Raw genomic sequence first — 19,706 nt, 5'->3', positions numbered from 1 at the left:
CTTCACTTTTTTATCAGTATTGGCAAAAAGGGCATCTATGAAACACTTGTCCATAAATGCCCTCTTCCTCTTTAAGAAATCTTAGGATCTCTTATTTTTTCTTCTTTTTGCGGAGAATCACAGTACCTCCGACTCCTGCCATTCCAACTCCTGCAAGCAGGATCCAGAAAAGGATCGGTGTGTTATCTCCTGTCTTCGGTGAAGTAGATGTCTTTGTTGTCTCAGTATCTTTTGTTTCTGGTGTTGATGTTGTTTCTGGTGTTTCTGGTGTTTCCTCTGGAGTCTCTGTTGGTGTTTCCGTCGGCTTCACTTCGTCCTTCATCACTACTTTCTGAATCTCTCCTGTATCTTTTACTGTAAACTTCACATCTTCTGCTACCAGGTATCCATCCGGTGCAGTCTCTTCCCGAAGTGTATATTCTCCAATCGGAAGCATTTCAATATAGTGTGGTTTTTCCTCAGATGTCCAGCTCTCTACTGTCTTTCCATCTTTATCAAGGATTGTCAGTTTTGCTCCTGGCAGTTCCTTACCAGAAATATCAGTCTTGGAAATCTGCACTTTTGTCACATCATCCTTCATTTCCACCTTCTGTACCTCACTGGTATCTTCAACCGTAAAGGTAATGCTCTCTGCTGTAACATAGCCATCCGCTGGAAGTGTCTCTGTCATGGTATACTTCTTACCAACTGTCAGTTCTTTAATGATATGTGGCTCTTTTCCGGAAGTCCATTCATCCACGGTATTTCCACTTTCATCGGTCACTTTCAGTTTTGCTCCCTCAATCTCTTTTCCATCCGTCAGAGATGTCTTGGTAAATTCTACGGTTGTTGCCTCATCTTCAAAAGTAAACTCATAGGAAAGAGTCTCTTTTTCAGCCCCACCATACTCAAAAGTAAACTCCTGTACCTGATCTGTAGTCGCAAATCCCGGTGCTGGTGAAGTTTCCTTCACATAGTAGGTATGACCAAGAGGAAGATCCGCAGTAAAAGTCAGTTTTCCATCTTTATCTGTAGCCTGTTCCTCAATCACCGTATCCGCTTTCAGGATTACATCACCTTTTGCATTGACAATATCATCCTTATTGCACAGAGCAAATACGGCTCCTTCCAGTACACGGTCAGAATCTTTCGCTTTTTTCAGCACTTTCACTTCTGCCTTCTGACGTTTGTTCTGCCAGTCCGCAGAGTAAGTAACTTCCGCAGTATTCTGATCACGGTAAGTCAGGTCAACCTCACGGGTTTCTCCATCAAGAACATAACCGTTTGCTGTCTCTTTCTCTTTGACATAGTATTTGCCAAGAGGAAGATCAGTCAGTTTTGCCACACCAGTCTCATCCGTTGTAATGGTTGCTACCAGTGCATCCTTTTTATAATAATCCTCACTCTCACCATCAGCCGCTTTAATATCCTCTAAGGCATAAACTTCAAAAGTAACCTCTTTCAAGGAACCAGAGAAATATTCAAACAGGTGCTTAATCCAGCCACCAACGGAATCCAGTACAGATACTTTGTCCAGGAACTCACCTTTTTTATTGATGATCAGTGTTCCAGTCGGTACGTCATCTTTCATTTCCACCTTCTGAATTTCTGCAGTATCCTCCACAGTAAATGTGATTTCTTCTGCCATCAGATAACCATAAGGAGCCATTTCTTCACGAAGTGTATAAGTCTCCCCTGCAGTCAGTCGTTCAATCAGATGTTCTTCCCCTTTTACAGATTTCCATGTATCTACCACATTTCCATCTTTATCAAGCACTGTAAGAGTGGCACCAGAAAGTTCTACTCCTGTAGTAATATCTGACTTCTTGAATGTTACTTTTGTTGGCTGGTTCTTAAATATAGATTCCAGTTTTACCACTTTCACATCCTGTCCCTGATATTTCGCAGTTACTTCCAATGTCTCAAATGAAGATACATAACCGGCAGGAGCCGCAAGCTCTTTGATATAGTAGCTTCCGAATGGAAGATCCAGTTCAAATACTGCCTTTCCATCTTCATTGCTGACTGCTTTTCCAAGCAGAGTGTCTGCTTTCACAGCTACTTCTCCATGAGCAAGAATATCTTCCTTTGCATAAAGTCCAAATTCTGCACCTGCTACAACCGTCTCATTCTCAGCATCCTGTTTTACCACGGATACCTCTACTTTCTGACGGTCATTCTCAAAAGCTGCTGTCTGCTCGATCACTGGTGTTTTCTGGTCTTTATAAGAGAAAGTAACAGTCTGTGCCTCTTCGTTTAACACAAAGCCCTCTGGTGCTGTCTTTTCGACAACCTTATACGTTCCAAGCGGAAGGTCAGCAATCTGAGCCTTTCCGTCTTTATCGGTCGTAACCGTTCCCACTAATGCTCCAGAAGCATATTCCAGAATACGGCTGCCCTGGTCATCTTTCTGGAAATCTGCTGTGTAAATGTCCTCAGCTGCATATACTTCAAAAACTGCACCTTCCAGATTTTCTTTCTGGTAAGTGAAATCATCCTTAAATCCATTCAGAACTTCACCCTGCTTTACAATGTTCAGTTCCCCTTTGACCGGATGGTTTTCATAAGCGATCTCAATAATGACATCGCCAGAAGTTCCGTCCATCTGATATGCAGTGTTGGAATCTACATTCACCTCATAGTAATTCTCATTCAGAGTATATCCATAAGGTGCGTTTACTTCCTCAATGCGGTAATGCCCGATTTTAAGATTCTGCGGAAGGATCAAATATCCCTGCTCATCTGTAAAATAGGATTTATGTTTTACTGTAGTCGGATAAGTCGTTACCTGCTCCACATATTTCTCAGTGTTCATGTTGAAAATCTTGAACTCTGTATTCTTCTGAAGCACTGCTTTCTTTGTCTCGTCATCCTGTTTGATGATTTTCAGCTTCGCTTCAAATTCTTTATCCAGCATCACTCTCCACACCTGCGGAGTGCTTGGATGGTTCTCTGTAATCTGTACAATGAAATCATCTACCGGAGTATAGTTATGCGGAGTTGTTGTCTCACGGACAATATATGTTCCATAAGGAATTGCAATACTGCAGGCATAACCTTTCTCGTCTGTAAAAATTTCCGTTGCACTGTTTTCTCCGATTACTACTGGTTTGGCAGAATCAAAATCATAGCTGCCATCTTCATTTACTTTCAGGGAAGATACCAGATAAGCGGTAAATCCTGCCCCTTTCAGTAAGTCTGCATCGGTCTTTCCGTTGTTCGCTGCTTTAATGATCTGGAATGGCTGTTTCATCACCTGCTCCAGAGACAGACAATCACGTTTTACTTCTGCTACAAGGTCACCCTCGTAATTGCAGACCAGATCATGTTCTTCCTCATCTGCCAGATAACCGGTTGGAGGAGTGATCTCTTTTACATAGTAATTGCCAAGATATAATCCATCCACAGAAGCCTGTCCATTCTTATCTGTCGTAAGAGTGGCAACCTGTTCTCCTGCTTTATAGACCACACCAGTCGCACCGTCCGGATGCACAATATCCGCACGGGCATAAAGTCCGTACACTGCTTTTTCCAAAGTGGCATCGCCCTGTGGAACTGCCTTTTTGGTTTCCTTATCCTGCTTCTGCAGAGAAATCTTAGCTGTCACACGTTCATTTTTGAATGTATGCTTAAATGTCTGTTTTGCCTCTTTATCATTTGTATATGAGAAAGCAAACGTATAAACATCTTCTGTATTTCTCACATAACCTTCCGGAGCCTGCACTTCCTTCACATCATAAGAAAATCCAAGTGGCAGGTCTGCTGTAAACTTTGCTGTACCGTCTGCTCCTGTTGTCGCTTTCTGGATCAGCGTACCTTTCTTCACAACAACTGCACCATCTGCATTGGTAATATCACTTGCAGAATAAAGTCCAAAGATTCCTCCATCCAGAGGATTTTCTGTATCTTTATCCTGTTTTGTAACAATCACTTCTGCTTTCTGTCTGTCGTTCGTAAAAGTTGTCTCAGAAAAAACAACATCCACATTTTGTCCGGCATAAGAAAGAGTTACCTTCTTCTCCTCTCCGGCATTATAAAATCCTGTCGGAGCCTGCTTTTCCTTTACAACATATGTACCAAGATGCAGATTTTTAAGAACGATGGCACCATTTGTATCTGTTGTCAGATTCTCTTTTACCAGATCTCCCTTACTGTAAACTTTTGTACCGTAGGCAGTTTTAATATCTGCTCCGGCATACACATCGTAAACCGCACCTTTCTGTCTGCGTTTCTCATACTTAAATGTTGTACCGTTCTCTGTCACATCTGCACCAACCAGTACCTCACCTTCTTTATAAACGGTAAGCTGTCCCAGCTGTTCTTCATCTGAAACTGTAACGGTTGTAGTCTTGCTGACTTCCAGTTTCACATTGTAAGCAGTTGCATTGATACGGTATCCGCTTGGAGCTGTAATCTCTTTTAGATATATGGTATCCTGTGTCTTAACGATCTGCACAGACGCTTCACCATTTGCATCTGTTGCCGGTAACTTTGTGATCAGCTTCGTACAGTTTGCATCGCTGTATAAGCCAAACACCGCCCCGGACAGCTTCGCATTCGCTTTGGCATCTTTCTTAATCACCTTAACGCTTGCATACTGTACCCAGGTTACTTTAAAGTCCACATATTTCTCATCATCCACACCTTCACCAAATACCAGTGCTAAGTCCTGTGAACCTGACCCTGTGCTGATCTTATAAGCAGAATAGTCTTTGGTTACGCTTCCTTTCATCGTAGCTGACCAGCTTCCTGCAACATCCTGCACCTGTGTCAATGGTGCTGATAAATAAAACTTCGTTCCACCACTGATCTCTACGGCTTCCCCGGCTTTACTTGTCTTTCCGGTTGTTACATTATGAAGCTTCACGCCACTTGGAAGTTTCATCGTGATACTCTGTAGTTTGTCTGCCTTAAATGTAATCTCCTTTGTTCTCTGGCTGCTGCCATCTACATAAGCAGTTACATTTGCATCCGAAAAACTCATATCGACATCCGGGATCTCCGGCTGTGAAATACAGTAGTTATACAGTTTCATAGCAAGTGTTTTTGCTTTGCTGCTTGCTCCGGAAAAAGCGGAATCTCCACCATTTGCATAAGATGCAGCAAGATGAACCAGAATAAATCTGGCACCTGCACTTAAATTGCCATAACCGTTCTCTTCTGTAAAGAATCCTTCATCACCTGCCGCCTTCGTTCCATAATAGCAAACCTTAGCCAGTTTCTTACCGTCACTCAGCTTTGTAATATCGTATGTTCCGGTTCCAGGACTGGATTTCTCCGGCTGGATACAATAAGCGGTTGCGGAAACATTTCCGAACTTCACGGTGTACTGATACGTCAGATAACTTCCATACCCATAATCAGAATAATGATAGCAGTTTCCTCTGGTTACTGTTACTTTCTTGGTGCTTCGGCTTGATGCTTCCCTTGCCATAAAAGTAACCACTTCCCCTTCTTCCATTGAATAAAGGTCAATACCACTATCCTCTGCCTGATCCATTACTTCAGAAACAGTTAATCCAGACTCTTCATCTGTTGTGACTTCCTCCTCTTCTGCCAGATCTGTTACTATTTCCGTCTGCCCTTCTGCATCGGCATCTTCTTCCGCATTACCAGAATCTTCTGTCTCGCCAGCATTTCCTTCACCGACGGTATTTTCAGAAGTATTTGGTTCTGTCAGCTGTTCCGTTTCCGGCTCTTTTACGGTTACATTTCGGCTGATACGATAAGAAGGATTTCCACTGACCGGTTCTACCTTATAAACTGCTTTATAGGTATCTGCCTGGTATGTGTCAAAATCATCTCCTGCTTCATTCTTCGCTTCATACAGCTCTACTTTCACTTTGGCATCATTGATTCCTTCAATACCGGAAAAATCCACCTTAATGTCAAAATCAGAACCATAATCAATGCTGTAATCATTGGCAATTAAAATCTCATCCTCAGCCAGTTTATCTTTCACTGTTTCCAGTTCCGGATACTGTGCTTCAAAAGACGATGCTGCCTTTTCCGGTTCTGCTGCATAAGCAGTTATTGGCTGTGCCACAGCACTTGCAATCGTAATAACAGATAATACGCCAGACATTACTCTTTTCAATGTCCCTTTCATTCTCAATACCTCACTTTGCTTTATTTTTTCTGTTACCGGTTTACAGGCTTTCACCTGTCTGATACAATCAAATCATAGGCATCACCCCATTTTAAATTATTTGTGCCAAAATCATTACTGATGACAGCACAGTCATACGCCGGAACCTGCAAAAGCAAAAGCTCCGACGCATGGTCTACTGTCATCGCCCGGCGAACCGGGCATAACAAAAATAAGGATTGAGCATTTCCGATCAGAAGAGAACTTCCACTGGCCGCAAAATGCGTAGCTGAGCTTTCATCCTCTCCTGACCTTTTATTCAGTTATCAAGGTACGGCGGATTGGGATTAAATCATTTAGAAATGTTGTCTTGAATGACTTTGCCCTCTTTCCACTAATCACAGGCGGCAGAGGGCAAAAGGTCAGAAAAATTTCAAAAAAATTTTTTAGAATATAAATGCTATTTAGAATTGAAAATTAACTTACAGGGAAACTGCTTTACACATGCAGCTTCCCCTTCTCATTTTACTTATCTTTTTTTGCCATCTTCATCATAATTTTTCTCTATTTTATTAAGAGCATATTTCAATATTTCTGTTACGGCATTTCTCTTTACTCCATTTTCCTTTGCAATCTGTTTATGTGTTTTCTGATTCCAGTAAAATTCCTGAACTACTTTTTTCTGCTTATCACTAAGTACACTCATCATCTCTTCTGCAATCTGCTGACGGTTCACACGTTCTTCTACATCCATCAATTCATCTTCCATTCCTTCAAAATCCTCAGAAATGCCATTGAATGAAATGCAGCGTCCCCGATCACGAGTAGCCAGATTATGTGCCAGCCGGTCCTCGCCAATCAGCATCAGACGCAGATACCATTCTTCCTTTTCAAAAAAGCTTTCCTCTAATTCACAGAAATACTTCTTCTCACGAAGTCCTGTCTCTGGATTCCAGGTATTATACTTCTCATCTTCTTTTCTCTTCTTTTCTGTCACAGAAGAATAACCATAACCAAGTTCCAGATTTACCGGGAATACCGTTGCTCTGTTTCCGATACCATAAACCGCATATCCGGACTGATATACGATAATATGTACCTCATTCACACCTGCTCCTGTTGTTTTATGAGCAACTACCGGTGATTCCCCTGTACGAAGCTGCTTCGGTGTAGGAAGTTTCTCTCCTCTCTTTGGTGTGTCGATCAGTTCTTTCAATGTTCTTAATGTCAGCATAATTGCCACCTTTCCCGCAGAAACCGGTGACAAAAAGAAAGGCAGCTAAGCTAAATAGACCCCGATTCCGCTAATTTTTTTTATTAGCGGAACCGAAGCTCCAACCTGCTGCCTTCTGTATGGAAAAATCTGCTGCACAATCACAGTGTTAAGATTCAACCAACATTATTTACTTCTATTTACTACTGATACGGTATCCGTCTTGTTCTCTTTTTCTTTCTGACGGATTTCCTTTAATACATCTGAATAATCACCAAAGGCATCGTAGGGACACCTGCGGCGAAACTCCAATTCTTCCTGCGTCATGAGCTTTTCCTCCTCCATTTGATGTAATAAAATTCTAACAAACATCTGTCCGAAACTCTTCACAGCCCATAATGTAATTTTTTATTATTTCACAATCTGCAATGTTGACATAAAAAAAGTGATATAAATAATCTCTATAAAAAAGATTACTTATATCACTATGTATTTGGTAAAAGCCGCTTCATACAGGGCATTACCATATTAAAAATAAGTTCTTGATCTGCCTCACTTAATTGTTTCATCATATGTTCAAATTCAAAAAATTTATTAGATGCTGTCTTTGCCTCACCCGGCAATAATTTGTTTGGTGTAACATCCAGTACTTCGGCTATACGAAACAGCTTTTCCAATTTCATTTCTGATTGAGCTGTTTCTATTAGGTAAATGGTATTCTGTGTTACACCTATTGCCTCAGCAAGTTCAAGCTGAGACATCTTTTTCTTTTCTCTGTAATGTCTGATCTTCCTTCCGACTTCCTGTAAGTTTTCAGATTTTGAGACTTGTGGCAATACCATTCACCTCCTTTGTAAATAAAAAATAACCCCAAAGCAAATAATTAGATTTAATCTAAAAATGGGCAGACTTCTAGCGTAATATTACACTAATCATCCTTACAATCATATTTTTGGTACAGCACCTAATAAATTGTTGCCATCTTAGTGCAGCGATTTATTAGATGCTGTACCAATTTTTTAATCCATTTCTTTGACTAAATTTTTCTAATTATTTGCTTTAGGGTTATATCTATTACATATACGGAGTTTGATACCCCTCACAAATCTCAACTGAATAAAAATATTTCCAAAAATCTTAAAATACGTCCATAAAAATTAATCTAATCCTTAATTTCATTGTCGCATTGTTATATCCCTCCTGCTATAAAATTTTGGAATTAATAAGTCATTAACTACCGAAAAAAATAAAGTTATTTGAAGTTATGTGGTAGTTAGAAATAGATTAACATACTTGTTATTTTTTGTCTAGTGTTTAAATGATTTAATCACTACTTAAAAAAAGAAAACCCGACAAAACACTATGCTTAATCGCTATGTTGATAATATATAGGTATACTATCTCCATAAACTTCCTGCATATGTTTTGCCGGGTTCCTGATGTTTCTGTGCCATCTCCAACACGTTCAGCAAACTCTTGAATATCCATGCTGTATGTGAAGATTCCTGCCGTCTAATATTACAGATTCACGGATATTCTCATTCCTGCATATTAAATTGTATCACTATACTTTACTTCTTCTCATTCTTCCGTATCCCGGAGAACTCCTACCAGATGTGACATATACATCTCTAAGCGATCAACTTCTTCCTTCGACCGCTTCTTATTCATATCAATGCCAACAACTACACCCAAATCTGCAAATGCTGTCAGCTCTCTATGACATCTCTGGCAACGCACCTCTGAATAGGTAAAAAGGCTTTTCTGGTTCACTTTGCCGCATACCGGGCATGTAACAAATAATGGTTCTTTGCTCATCAATAATCCTCCAAGTAATATCTACACAAACTATCACTCAAACGGATAAGGGAAATGAAAACCGTTGATGAGTTAATAGCAGGCGATTCCGTAGCACCGAAGCCATGCCACCTGCTATATGATCTTCCCCTGGGATTGGCTCTGACAATCTCATCGCAACCTACACCTGCTACTGTTCATGTCATCTACTCCAATGACTTGATCACATGAACAGCAACACCCTGAACAGTACAATTTTGTGTATAAATATCCGGGTACTTCGGATTCTCCGGATGCAACCGTACACACCTTCTTTCTGTATCAAGGAAAAACCGCTTTAATGTGGATTCATTATCTACAAGTGCTACAACAATGTCTCCATCCGAAGCTGTATTCTGCTTCCGAATTACAATCATATCTCCACTGTTGATACCTGCTCCAATCATAGAATCTCCACTGGCCCGCAAGATAAAGAACTCACCCTCTCCAAATAATGAAACAGGAAGAGAAACATATTCCTCAATATACTCTTCCTCCAGCTGCGGCATACCACAGGATACTGACCCAAGTACTGCCGCCGGCTTCGTAAGTAGAGATATTTTATTCGTTCTCTCAGTAACAATCTCCCCATTGCGGTAGCTTAACATTCCTCTGTCATTCATAGCAACAAGGTACTTGTATACTGTACTCTTGACTATACCGAGCGCATCTGCGATTTCGCTGGTATAAGGTGAACGATGATTCAGCAACTGAAACTGTTCTGCATAATCCATAATCTGCTTCATCAATTCTTCGCTTTTATGCCGCATCTTTTCACCTTACCTTTCTATCGGAAACGTTGCGTTTCTGATAGAAATAATTATACCGAACAAATTTTCGTAAGTCAATATGTTTTTTCAATTTTCCGAACATATTTTCTTTCATTCATCCTCAAATTCCATTTCGTTCATTTCTGGAAAATCCAGTAACTCAGAAACAGTCATATTAAATCCCATAGCAATCTTACGCAAAGTCTTCAGCTTTGGATTCTTTGTTTCTCCTCTCATCATACTATTAAGCGTTGATTGCGTAATCCCTGACAATGTAGCAAGTTTATTTGTCGTTATCCCTCTCTCAACACACAGATCAGTTAATCTCTTTATTATGGCATCTGAATACGTCATGCAAATTCTCCTTAAATCACAATATATATTCAGTATAAATGATTTCCCCTTCATTTATTAACGGTATACCGTTGACATTTCTGCAAACCGATGATAAATTAACGTTATACCGTTATTTACTTGTACAACTTTAAGGAGGAATTTATCTAATGAGCAAAAAAGAACAGAAACTAAAAAAGAATCTCTATAAAGCACTCACAGAATATTTCATTCATAATCCTAAAAACAATCTGACATCATCAGAAAGTTTTCTGGATCAGCTTGCAGCTTTTCGTATGGAAACAACATTACCTATTGCAATAAAGCACGATGTAAAATATCAAAAAGCTCAGAAAAAATGCAATAAAGCCAATGAAAAAATACGGGATCTTAATCTAACTCCTCAACAATGGGACACTGTTGATGCCGCTATCACTGCTGAAAACATTTCATCTATAGAATATATACGGGTTGCCTATAAACAAGGAATCATTGATGCATTTTCTATTTTACGAGAAACTCTTTAATATATCCATGTTAATCTAATCGCTAACAGACAATGAAGCAGGGATTTATCTCTGCTTTCCCATTTTCTTCTCTATTGCTTCCGGAACTCGGATTAAGCCAAATCGCCATAGTATCGGATAAATATATGAAACTCCTCTAATATCTCCAAGTGCCTTCGGCTTCTTCACTTCTTCTGAAATCCTCTTACTATTTTCAAACGCCAGCACCACACTACTCCAGGCAAGACTCTTACTTTTCTCTCGCCGGTCTATCAGCAACTCTCTGTTATACTCTCCGTTTTTACCAACCTTTAATTTATACCGGAACGGTAATCCTGTTGCCGTTTTAAATGGATACTCCTGAAATGCAATAACCGCTTGCCACAGATTTTCCTCTGATAGTGTTTCCTTTAGAAGCCGAACCTGCTCCTGTCTGATCTTATATGTCCGGCATCGTTCCGCATTTAGACTTATCTCTGTTGCATTATAAAGTCCCTTAGTGTAGGGCAAATAGGAATGAACTGATGCTCTGGAAAGACCCGTGAGTTTCATAATCTCCGAAATCTTTTTTCCTGACTGATGCAGATTATTAATTTCTGTACATATATCTGATGTGAACACATCAGCAGTAATAAGTAGCTTACGAAGTTTCAGCAGGCTAATATTTAACTCATCTGCCAGTGATCTTAAGGAAGCTGCTTCTTCATAGGCATCTCTTAATTCTTGAAGAAAATTATTAAATTGAAGTTCTGGATTATATTCTGGTTTCTTTTTTGGTCTTCCTGCCATTTTATAACTCCTATTTCCATGTGAATCCAATCAATTTGCACCTAAAACAGAGGATTCCCTGCTCCGGACTAATGCCCCGATTGCTATCCTCTGTTTCTTATTTTATTTTTTCGCTTTCCCTTTCGACAATATCCCAAATAATAGATGACACCACCTACTGCTCCACCAAGTGTATTATAGGTCAGATCTGATATTTGGAATGTTCCAAGATGGAATAATAGCTGAGTAAATTCTATCATAAAAGAAAATACTGCTACAACTTTTGTGGCTTTCCAAACGGTCTTTCCAAATCTAATATTCTCAGATTCATCAAGTAATTCTTTTCGAAATGCCCATAATAGTAAAATAGAAAATGGAACAAATAACATGAAATTCTCTATAGATTCTGTTGTAAACTGTCCATCTTCATATAATCCCCATCCTCCAAAAATCTTTCCAAGCGAATCAAACCATATCTCACGATTTAAAACTGTTCGGAGTAATATCATTGCTGTATAAAAAGCTAATAAGAATGTCCGGCGAAAATTTGAAGAACTTTTAAATGCTCTCCACCATGTTGCAAACATATTTCGGATAAAATTATTCTTTTTCCACCCATGCTCCTTACCATATAAATATAAGAACATTGTTAAAAAGGCAAGGAGAACGGCAGCCCAAAAGGGCTGATAAAGTGCTGATAATACATTATATACTATTTTATTAAATATTTCGATTATCTTACTTTCCATTGTTCTCCTTCACTGCTTATTTCAAATCTTCAAACAAATCTTTTTGATATACACCAGCTTCTATCAGCTTGGCAAATGATTTCACTACATAGTCTTTATCCTCTTTATAGGTTACCCCAAACCATTTGTCATTCGTATCTAACACTTTTACAGAAACTCTACCTGCCTGAAGAAGTTCGTCTATGTAGATTGGCAGTAAATATTCTGCTTTCATAATATCTTTGTTTCCCATATTTGCAAAGAACTCTTTAAATCCATCTTCTAAAATCTGCATGAATTCCGGTGTAAGTCCCCACATATTCATGGATGCGTAGGATTCAGCATTAATTGAAGTGAGCTGTCCATCGTTGTCTACTGCTGCACCCTCTGAAGTCTTGACAATATTGGAAGTTTCATGTACTGCTGTGAGATAACCTTCCTCATTTGTCTCACAAATTCCTCTAGTAACAGCACCATTCTCACTTAAAGTATTCTTTAAAATGAAACCTGCCATACAAAACTGATTCGCTTTTTCCGGTGTGTAGCCTACAAGGAAATCATGAAGCTTAACAAATGCTTCTTTTCCATAGTAGTCATCTGCATTGATAACTGCAAATGGCTCATGCAGGACTTCTTTACAAGCAAGAACAGCTTGTCCTGTTCCCCAAGGTTTGGTACGTCCTGCTGGAAGCTCCACACCTTCTGGAAGTTCATTTAATTCCTGATATGCGTAGGCAATCTCTACATCAAGATCTTTACAAATCTTTTCAATACGATCACCGATTGCTTCTTTAAAGGCATCCTTAATATCTTTACGGATAATAAAAACTATTTTGTTGAACCCTGCTTCTATTGCATCATGGATAGAATAATCCATGATGATTTCTCCATTTAAACCAACTGGAGCAAGTTGTTTGATTCCACCACCGAATCGGGAACCGATACCGGCAGCCATGATAACTAATGTTGTTTTCATAATTTGTTCTTTCCCTTAAAGATAATTATTCTACAGTTACACTTTTCGCCAGATTTCGTGGTTTATCTACATCCAAGCCTTTAGCTACACTGATGTAATATCCCAGTAACTGTAATGGAATCACTGCAAGTGATGTTGCAAAAAGTGGATCTGTCTTTGGAATATAAACCGTAAAATCCACAGTGTCTTCAATATCATATCTTCCAAAAGTAGTTAACCCCATCAAATATGCTCCACGACTCTTACACTCCAACATATTAGAAATTGTTTTTTCATATAATTCTGACTGAGTTAATACACCAACTACCAAAATATCATCTTCAATTAAGGAAATTGTTCCATGTTTTAATTCTCCGGCAGCATATGCTTCTGAATGAATGTAGCTAATTTCTTTCATCTTTAAGCTACCTTCCATACAAATCGCATAATCAATGCCTCTTCCTACAAAAAATACATCATGTGCATTTACCTGCTTTGAAGCAAACCATTGAATACGTTCTTTATCCTTTAAAATCTTTTCAATTTTTTCTGGTAAAGTTTTTATCTCTCTAATAAGTTCAACATATCTTTCCTCTGAGATTTCTTCTCGAACTTTTGCAAATTGGATAGCCAACGCATACGTTGCAACAAGCTGTGTGCTATATGCTTTTGTTGTAGCAACAGCAATCTCTGGACCGGCTAAAGTATAAAATACTGAATCGGCTTCTCTAGCAATAGATGATCCAACTACATTTACAATTCCTAATGTTCGTACTCCTTTTTCCTTTGCCTCCCGAAGTGCTGCTAAACTATCTGCTGTTTCTCCCGACTGGCTTATAACTACTACCAAACCATTCTTGTCAAGCAATGGTTTTCTGTAACGAAACTCCGAACCAAGTTCTACACGAACAGGAATTTTTGCTAAATCTTCGATTACATATTGTGCTGCAATTCCAACATGGTAGGCTGATCCACATGCAACAATATACATCTGGCTAATCTTCTTTATATCTTCTTCTGAAAGACCAATATCTGTCAAATCAATAAAATTCTCTTTTACAACAGAATTAATTGTATCTCCCACAACTTTAGGCTGCTCATGGATTTCTTTCATCATAAAATGTTCGTATCCTGCTTTTTCAGCCGCTTCTGCGTTCCAGTCAATAGTTTTTAATTCTTTCTCAATTTCATCTCCATCAAGATTATAGAAAGTAATTTCGCCCTTCCTTACACGAGCCATCTCCATGTTACCAATATAATATACATTTCTTGTATATTTTAAAATAGCAGGTACATCAGATGCGATATAAGATTCTCCATCTTCAATACCAAGAATCATTGGACTATCTTTTCTTGCGACATAAATTTCTTCTGGATATTCATTAAACATTACGGCTAAAGCATATGAACCACGAATACGCACCATTGCATGATTAATTGCATCTACTGGTGTCCCCTCATATTTTTTATAATAGTAATCAACAAGCTTCACTGCGACTTCCGTATCAGTATCAGAATAGAATGCATAGCCCTTTCTTACAAGTTTCTCTTTCAATTCCTGATAATTCTCAATGATACCGTTATGTACTGCTACAACATTTCCATCATCACTTCTATGCGGATGAGCATTATTCTCTGATGGTTCTCCATGAGTTGCCCACCTAGTATGACCAATTCCACATGAACCAATTACTGCTTTCCCATCATTGGTTTTTTCAGCAAGAATTTTAAGTCGTCCCTTTGCTTTTATAATATCAACATCCCTATCTCCATCACGAACTGCAATTCCTGCAGAGTCATAACCACGATATTCTAACTTAGACAAACCATCTAATAAAATAGGTGCTGCCTGTTCTTTACCTGTAAATCCTACAATTCCACACATAATTATTTACTCCCTTTTACTTGTAATCTTGCCTTATGATAAATCTTATAGCAAAATTATTATCTTAGCTTTTACTTTATTGTTTCCCTCTTATTTTATTATGTTTCTTTAAATGGACATACCTTCAGACATTGATAGCATTTAATACACTTCTTTTCGTCTATCTGAGGATATTCAAATCCTTCTTCATCTTCAATCATTGAAATTGCCATTTGAGAACAAATTGCATAACAAGCGGTACACCCACAACATTCTTTTTTTTCTTTAAATAGTACAGGTATTTTCCTGTCCATCTTTTCCTCCTTTATACGCCTATTATATAAGCATGTTTTCCTAGTATTCTATGTGCCATCATAACGCACACTGTAGAAATCATGATTACAAATATTGCATTTATCGGAAATACATTTGCCATTGGAACTAACTTATTTAAGATTCTAATTATCAACATATGACACAGATATATTCCAAAAGAATTATCGCCCAAAACTTTTAAAAATTTTTTTAAAACAACTGGTTGCTCATTCAAATTTAAATCACCAGCTTCTATGTATATGTATGCACTTATACAAAAAAGCCCCGTTGTTATAATAGAACTCATTTTTAATTGTGTTGTCGCCATATCAAAGTTTCCCATCCAATACCAAATAAATCCTTCAACACCTTGAATTACCAATGAAAACAGGCACAAGTTAGTTAAACATTTTGGGGATAATTGTAAATTGATATACCCATTTTTTAAACTTACCCCTAAGTAATAAAATCCAAACCAAAAAACAAATAATTCACCCTGAAATGGAAAGCCTAATTCAATATTAAACCACAAGCTTATATAACGAATTAGAAAAATGCTAACGGGTGTTACAAACCACCCTAATTTAGAAAATCTACTTCGCAAAAGTTTAAACGTAACTGGTATTAATAGTACCATCTGTATATAAACCAGAATAAAATAATATATTCCATTACATTTTGACATGAAAACATCCGGTATAAAGGTATTTATTCTACGATTCACTATCGCAAATATAAATGACCAAATTATATAAGGAACAATTATTTTTTTAATTCTGCGATATATTATATCTCTATATACTCCATTTTCGTTTTCTTTGGTTAAATAACCAGAAAGAAATATAAACATACCTACTGCAAAATTAACCAATGGCCGAATTATTACTCCGTCCCCCCCCACGCATATGTATTATATGTATGGATAACAATTACTGCAATAATTGATAACCCTCGCATTATTTGTATTTTTTTATTCATTCTTCTCTCCCACATTGAACTGCATTAACATACCGTAATCAAGATTTGACTTTATACCCCCCCGTCTTGCTCTTTTAAGCACCGGTTTTAATATCTTCTTAATAGCATTTTTTATTCTTTGTTTTATTGGCAAAGATAAATAACTTTTTCTTAACTCTTCAAAATCCATTTTCTTCATATCTATAAAAAAAGTCTCTCTCTCTTTTGGTCTATAAACAGAACGGAACTCTGCTGGATTTTCTTTTGTAGCATCGTCATATTCTACTTCCATAACTTTTACAGATGACTTAGATATGAGCCTGTTAAATATTTTTTCTCCTTGATTCGTTCGAACAATTACCAAAGATGTTCCTTTACTATCATTCATTTCTGGAGCAATAGTGTCAATCCCCCAGAAATCTCCTATCGTTAAATCTGATAATCTTAATGTCTTTGCTTTACATTCATAGCAGGATGGTCTAAGGCAGAAATCACTTAAAAACATTTGCATATACGGGTCTTTGCTTTTAGAGATATAAACTTCTTTAGACGAACCATACTCCTTCATTCCAAAGTTTTCCCATCCTTGATCTTTACATCTAAAATTAACTTTCTCCATCTTGCCTTGCATTTTATTTTCCATATAACCTACATATTCTTTCCACAATGCAGGTGATGGAACCCCATGGCAAATAATATCAACACAAATAAGATTTTTATAATCTTTCTGAAGAAATTTCTTTAATCCATTAATTTGACATCCTGTTCCAGTAAATAAAACCAATCTATTTAACACTAAATTTTCACGAACATTCTTAAAAATATTTTTAATTTTAGCTTGTAAATATTTGGATCCCAGGAGTTTCTCTAAATCTTGCTTTTCTGTAATGCCAATATACTCAGCTTCTGTGCAAGATGCATTCATTGCAACTCCATAAACAATTCCTTTTTTTTCAAGAACCTCATTTGCCAACAAAGAAAAAATTGCACCTGAAGAGCTTTTCATCCTTATGTCATTGTCATAATATGCCGCATACGCTTTTTTTTCGTTTATCGCCATATTCTATCTCCCTCCAAACTGTAAATTTCCCCAAATACACCTTATTTAATCTTATCCAAATCCATGAGTTCTCCCCATTTCAAATCTGTCTCAAGCGTAATATCCGTATCAAAACCGCCTTGATCAAAAAAGGTCAGTTCTCCAAAATAAATTTGCCCATCTATATTATATAAATCCACTCTCATATGAACCAAATTCTCTGAGAGTTGTTCGGCAATCCTTATCATTTTTTCATAGTTTTCCGGTCTTTCCACATTTGATTCAGGTTCTAATTCCGGTTTTTGATATAATAAGCGATTCCACCCTTTATCATAAAAACGAAAAGTTGGATGTCCAGATGCCCTATTCGTACATACCATCACGCTATCCATTTTTCCATTAAACATAAAAAATTTATAATCATTTGGTACCGTATTCGTTATCATTTTTTCTGCTATAATCCGATGCTTCAAGTTTTTATATGGCCATTCTCTGCATAGATAATAATAATTATTTTTTAAACTCTTTTCCAATACATTTTTTGTTTTATCTATATCCATATTGTTTTTATCATTTATAAGTACTACTCCACCAGAATCATGTGTTGTTTTTAAAACAAAATTAGATGGCAATTTTGAAAAGTCTATATCTTCAAAACGATCCCACACACCGTAAGTAGGTATAACATATTGTTCACCAATTTTATCTGCAACATATTTTTTTGCCTCATATTTATCTACCATTATTTGGTAGTGTTCTTTTCGGTCATTTATTTTCAACCAATTAAGTTTTTCATTATAGGATCTTGGATTACTCAAATCCAGCTTTCTCTTCAATTTACTAAAAAAAACCATTCTTAAATAAATTGAATCCGGCAAGACTTTAGCTAAATTTACAAAAACTTTTTTATATAATTTCATATGTTTTTCCTTTCATTTACTTTCTTTTGACAAATTTATGAATTATCGCTTTCATTTCCTCACGATACATAAACGAAGTTATTATCAAAGAAACTATTCCAAATAAAAATGCCTGTATTTCACCAAATGAAATAAGAATAAGTGAATGTATGATTAGCAATACAAACGAAAAAATATTACGCTTGAAACTTATCCCTATGTTCATTTCTATTTTCATATCACGTGCCCTTATCAAAAGCACAGCAAAATATCCTAAACAAGTTCCAATCGCAATTCCCTGCATTCCAAGCGGCCTAACTAAAATAAAATTGAATAAAAGATTGGTCGCAGCACCTAATGCAGTTGTAATAAAAACTTTATTTGTTTTAGCCCCTACCGTATACACAACACTAAAGAAAGAAGCATAGCAACTAATAATTGTTGACACCGATAATAAAGGTACATATTCCCATGCTATGGCAAACTCTTTGCTCATAACGCCTACATAAACCGGCTTAATAAGCATAACAATTCCAATTGTAATAAATACCATTCCAAATGACGTAACATTGAAAACATTTTGATAAAATCCTTTTTTGTCTTCACTTGATTCAACCTCAATAGCAGACATTTGCCAGGCCTGAATAAACAAAGAATAGACCATATTTATGATTTGAGGTATTTTTAAAGCAAGTGAATATATTCCATTTGCACTATCCCCCAAAAAGTAATTGATAATATATTTGTCACCAGCTGCCATAATCCACCACATTAAACTGTTCGGGACTAACGGGATACTATATTTCAAAATCATTTTCAATATTTTTTTATCAATACATTTAAAGGAGACAACTTTAAAAAAATCACTGAATACAAGAATATATATTGTGCCAATAACTGCTGCTAACAACGTCGCATATAAATATCCAGCCATTCCCCACTTAAAAACTAAAAGAAAAAGTACATTGAATCCCAATGTCGTAGCTGTTGTAATTAGACCAAAAATTGTAAATTTTACATTCTGATTTATTGCCCGAAAATACTCACTATATATCTGATTAAATGTTCTAACAACTAGAAGAGCAACAAATATCCAAATATATTCATCAAATTTGAAAATCATTTTATACACTGGAGTAAATGCTATAGATATTGCAGCTCCAAATAAAAAAACTGCAAAGCAATTACTTGCTGCTTCTTTTGGCGTTAAGTCTTTTCCAAGAACAAAACGTATAAGTGCTTCATTAACCATCATAGTTGAAAATGGAATTACCATGCCTAATGACGTTATAAACAAATCAATTGTTCCATATTCTGCTGTTGTCAACACATATGTATATAATGGAACAATCAAAAAGGTTAATATTTTACTTCCAAAATTACCCACTGCAAAAATTGCGGTATTATATACTAATTTTTTATAATTATTCTCACTCATTTATTTAACCTCGCATTA

At 37.0% G+C, this 19,706-nt stretch carries 17 protein-coding genes; 1 reads left to right on the top strand and 16 read right to left on the bottom strand.

All coding sequences use genetic code 11. The features are described 5' to 3' along the window. Positions 1-91: 91 nt before the first annotated feature. From H8Z79_RS07835 to H8Z79_RS07805, 7 genes are all read right to left on the bottom strand, one after another. Positions 92-6,088 carry a SpaA isopeptide-forming pilin-related protein gene (locus H8Z79_RS07835; RefSeq protein WP_187002768.1) on the bottom strand — a complete coding sequence of 1,999 codons (5,997 nt, stop codon included), beginning with the start codon at positions 6,086-6,088 and terminating at the stop codon, positions 92-94. Between the two features lie 508 nt (positions 6,089-6,596). Beyond that, positions 6,597-7,301, bottom strand: a complete 705-nt coding sequence (locus tag H8Z79_RS07830) for a sigma-70 family RNA polymerase sigma factor (RefSeq protein WP_118486153.1) — start codon at positions 7,299-7,301, stop codon at positions 6,597-6,599. Between the two features lie 165 nt (positions 7,302-7,466). Beyond that, positions 7,467-7,607, bottom strand: a complete 141-nt coding sequence (locus H8Z79_RS07825) for a hypothetical protein (RefSeq protein WP_167338126.1) — start codon at positions 7,605-7,607, stop codon at positions 7,467-7,469. Between the two features lie 158 nt (positions 7,608-7,765). Beyond that, positions 7,766-8,116, bottom strand: coding sequence for a helix-turn-helix domain-containing protein (locus H8Z79_RS07820; RefSeq protein WP_182439037.1), 351 nt, complete (start codon positions 8,114-8,116; stop codon positions 7,766-7,768). Between the two features lie 745 nt (positions 8,117-8,861). Next, positions 8,862-9,098: a hypothetical protein gene (locus H8Z79_RS07815; RefSeq protein ID WP_004612933.1), complete on the bottom strand. Its 237-nt coding sequence runs from the start codon at positions 9,096-9,098 to the stop codon at positions 8,862-8,864. A 185-nt stretch (positions 9,099-9,283) separates the two neighbouring features. After that, positions 9,284-9,886, bottom strand: coding sequence for a transcriptional repressor LexA (lexA, locus tag H8Z79_RS07810; protein WP_004612934.1), 603 nt, complete (start codon positions 9,884-9,886; stop codon positions 9,284-9,286). A 111-nt stretch (positions 9,887-9,997) separates the two neighbouring features. After that, the gene (locus H8Z79_RS07805; RefSeq protein WP_044987291.1) at positions 9,998-10,240 is read right to left on the bottom strand and encodes a helix-turn-helix domain-containing protein; all 243 of its coding nucleotides are present in this window, start codon (positions 10,238-10,240) and stop codon (positions 9,998-10,000) included. A 149-nt stretch (positions 10,241-10,389) separates the two neighbouring features. On the opposite strand from H8Z79_RS07805, the gene H8Z79_RS07800 reads away from it, so the two are divergent. Further along, entirely contained in the window at positions 10,390-10,746 is a 357-nt protein-coding gene (locus tag H8Z79_RS07800) for a hypothetical protein (RefSeq protein ID WP_117456752.1), read from the top strand. Between the two features lie 45 nt (positions 10,747-10,791). On the opposite strand, the gene H8Z79_RS07795 is transcribed toward H8Z79_RS07800, so the two are convergent. From H8Z79_RS07795 to H8Z79_RS07755, 9 genes are all read right to left on the bottom strand, one after another. Next, complete coding sequence (locus tag H8Z79_RS07795) at positions 10,792-11,514, bottom strand: hypothetical protein (RefSeq protein ID WP_004612937.1); 723 nt, start codon at positions 11,512-11,514, stop codon at positions 10,792-10,794. Positions 11,515-11,597: 83 nt separating this feature from the next. Next, positions 11,598-12,242, bottom strand: a complete 645-nt coding sequence (locus tag H8Z79_RS07790; RefSeq protein WP_187002767.1) for a VanZ family protein — start codon at positions 12,240-12,242, stop codon at positions 11,598-11,600. 16 nt (positions 12,243-12,258) lie between these two features. After that, on the bottom strand, positions 12,259-13,197 hold the full coding sequence (locus H8Z79_RS07785) for a nucleotidyltransferase family protein (RefSeq protein ID WP_187002766.1): 939 nt from the start codon (positions 13,195-13,197) through the stop codon (positions 12,259-12,261). A gap of 25 nt (positions 13,198-13,222) precedes the next feature. After that, positions 13,223-15,061 (bottom strand): glutamine--fructose-6-phosphate transaminase (isomerizing), encoded by a 1,839-nt coding sequence (glmS, locus tag H8Z79_RS07780; protein ID WP_187002765.1) that lies wholly within the window; start codon positions 15,059-15,061, stop codon positions 13,223-13,225. A 98-nt stretch (positions 15,062-15,159) separates the two neighbouring features. Then, entirely contained in the window at positions 15,160-15,354 is a 195-nt protein-coding gene (locus tag H8Z79_RS07775; protein WP_055299463.1) for a 4Fe-4S dicluster domain-containing protein, read from the bottom strand. Positions 15,355-15,365: 11 nt separating this feature from the next. Continuing rightward, positions 15,366-16,226: an acyltransferase family protein gene (locus tag H8Z79_RS07770; RefSeq protein WP_055299465.1), complete on the bottom strand. Its 861-nt coding sequence runs from the start codon at positions 16,224-16,226 to the stop codon at positions 15,366-15,368. 99 nt (positions 16,227-16,325) lie between these two features. Further along, positions 16,326-17,372 (bottom strand): Coenzyme F420 hydrogenase/dehydrogenase, beta subunit C-terminal domain, encoded by a 1,047-nt coding sequence (locus H8Z79_RS07765; protein ID WP_207726335.1) that lies wholly within the window; start codon positions 17,370-17,372, stop codon positions 16,326-16,328. Positions 17,373-17,413: 41 nt separating this feature from the next. Next, complete coding sequence (locus H8Z79_RS07760; protein WP_187002764.1) at positions 17,414-18,271, bottom strand: ATP-grasp fold amidoligase family protein; 858 nt, start codon at positions 18,269-18,271, stop codon at positions 17,414-17,416. A 16-nt stretch (positions 18,272-18,287) separates the two neighbouring features. Beyond that, positions 18,288-19,688, bottom strand: coding sequence for a lipopolysaccharide biosynthesis protein (locus tag H8Z79_RS07755; protein WP_177387069.1), 1,401 nt, complete (start codon positions 19,686-19,688; stop codon positions 18,288-18,290). Positions 19,689-19,706: the final 18 nt, after the last annotated feature.

The sequence above is a fragment of the Blautia intestinalis genome (genome assembly GCF_014297355.1).
Lineage (GTDB): Bacteria > Bacillota > Clostridia > Lachnospirales > Lachnospiraceae > Blautia_A > Blautia_A intestinalis.
Note: the sequence above shows the minus strand (reverse complement) of the source record. Positions and strands in the feature narration are given on the sequence as shown.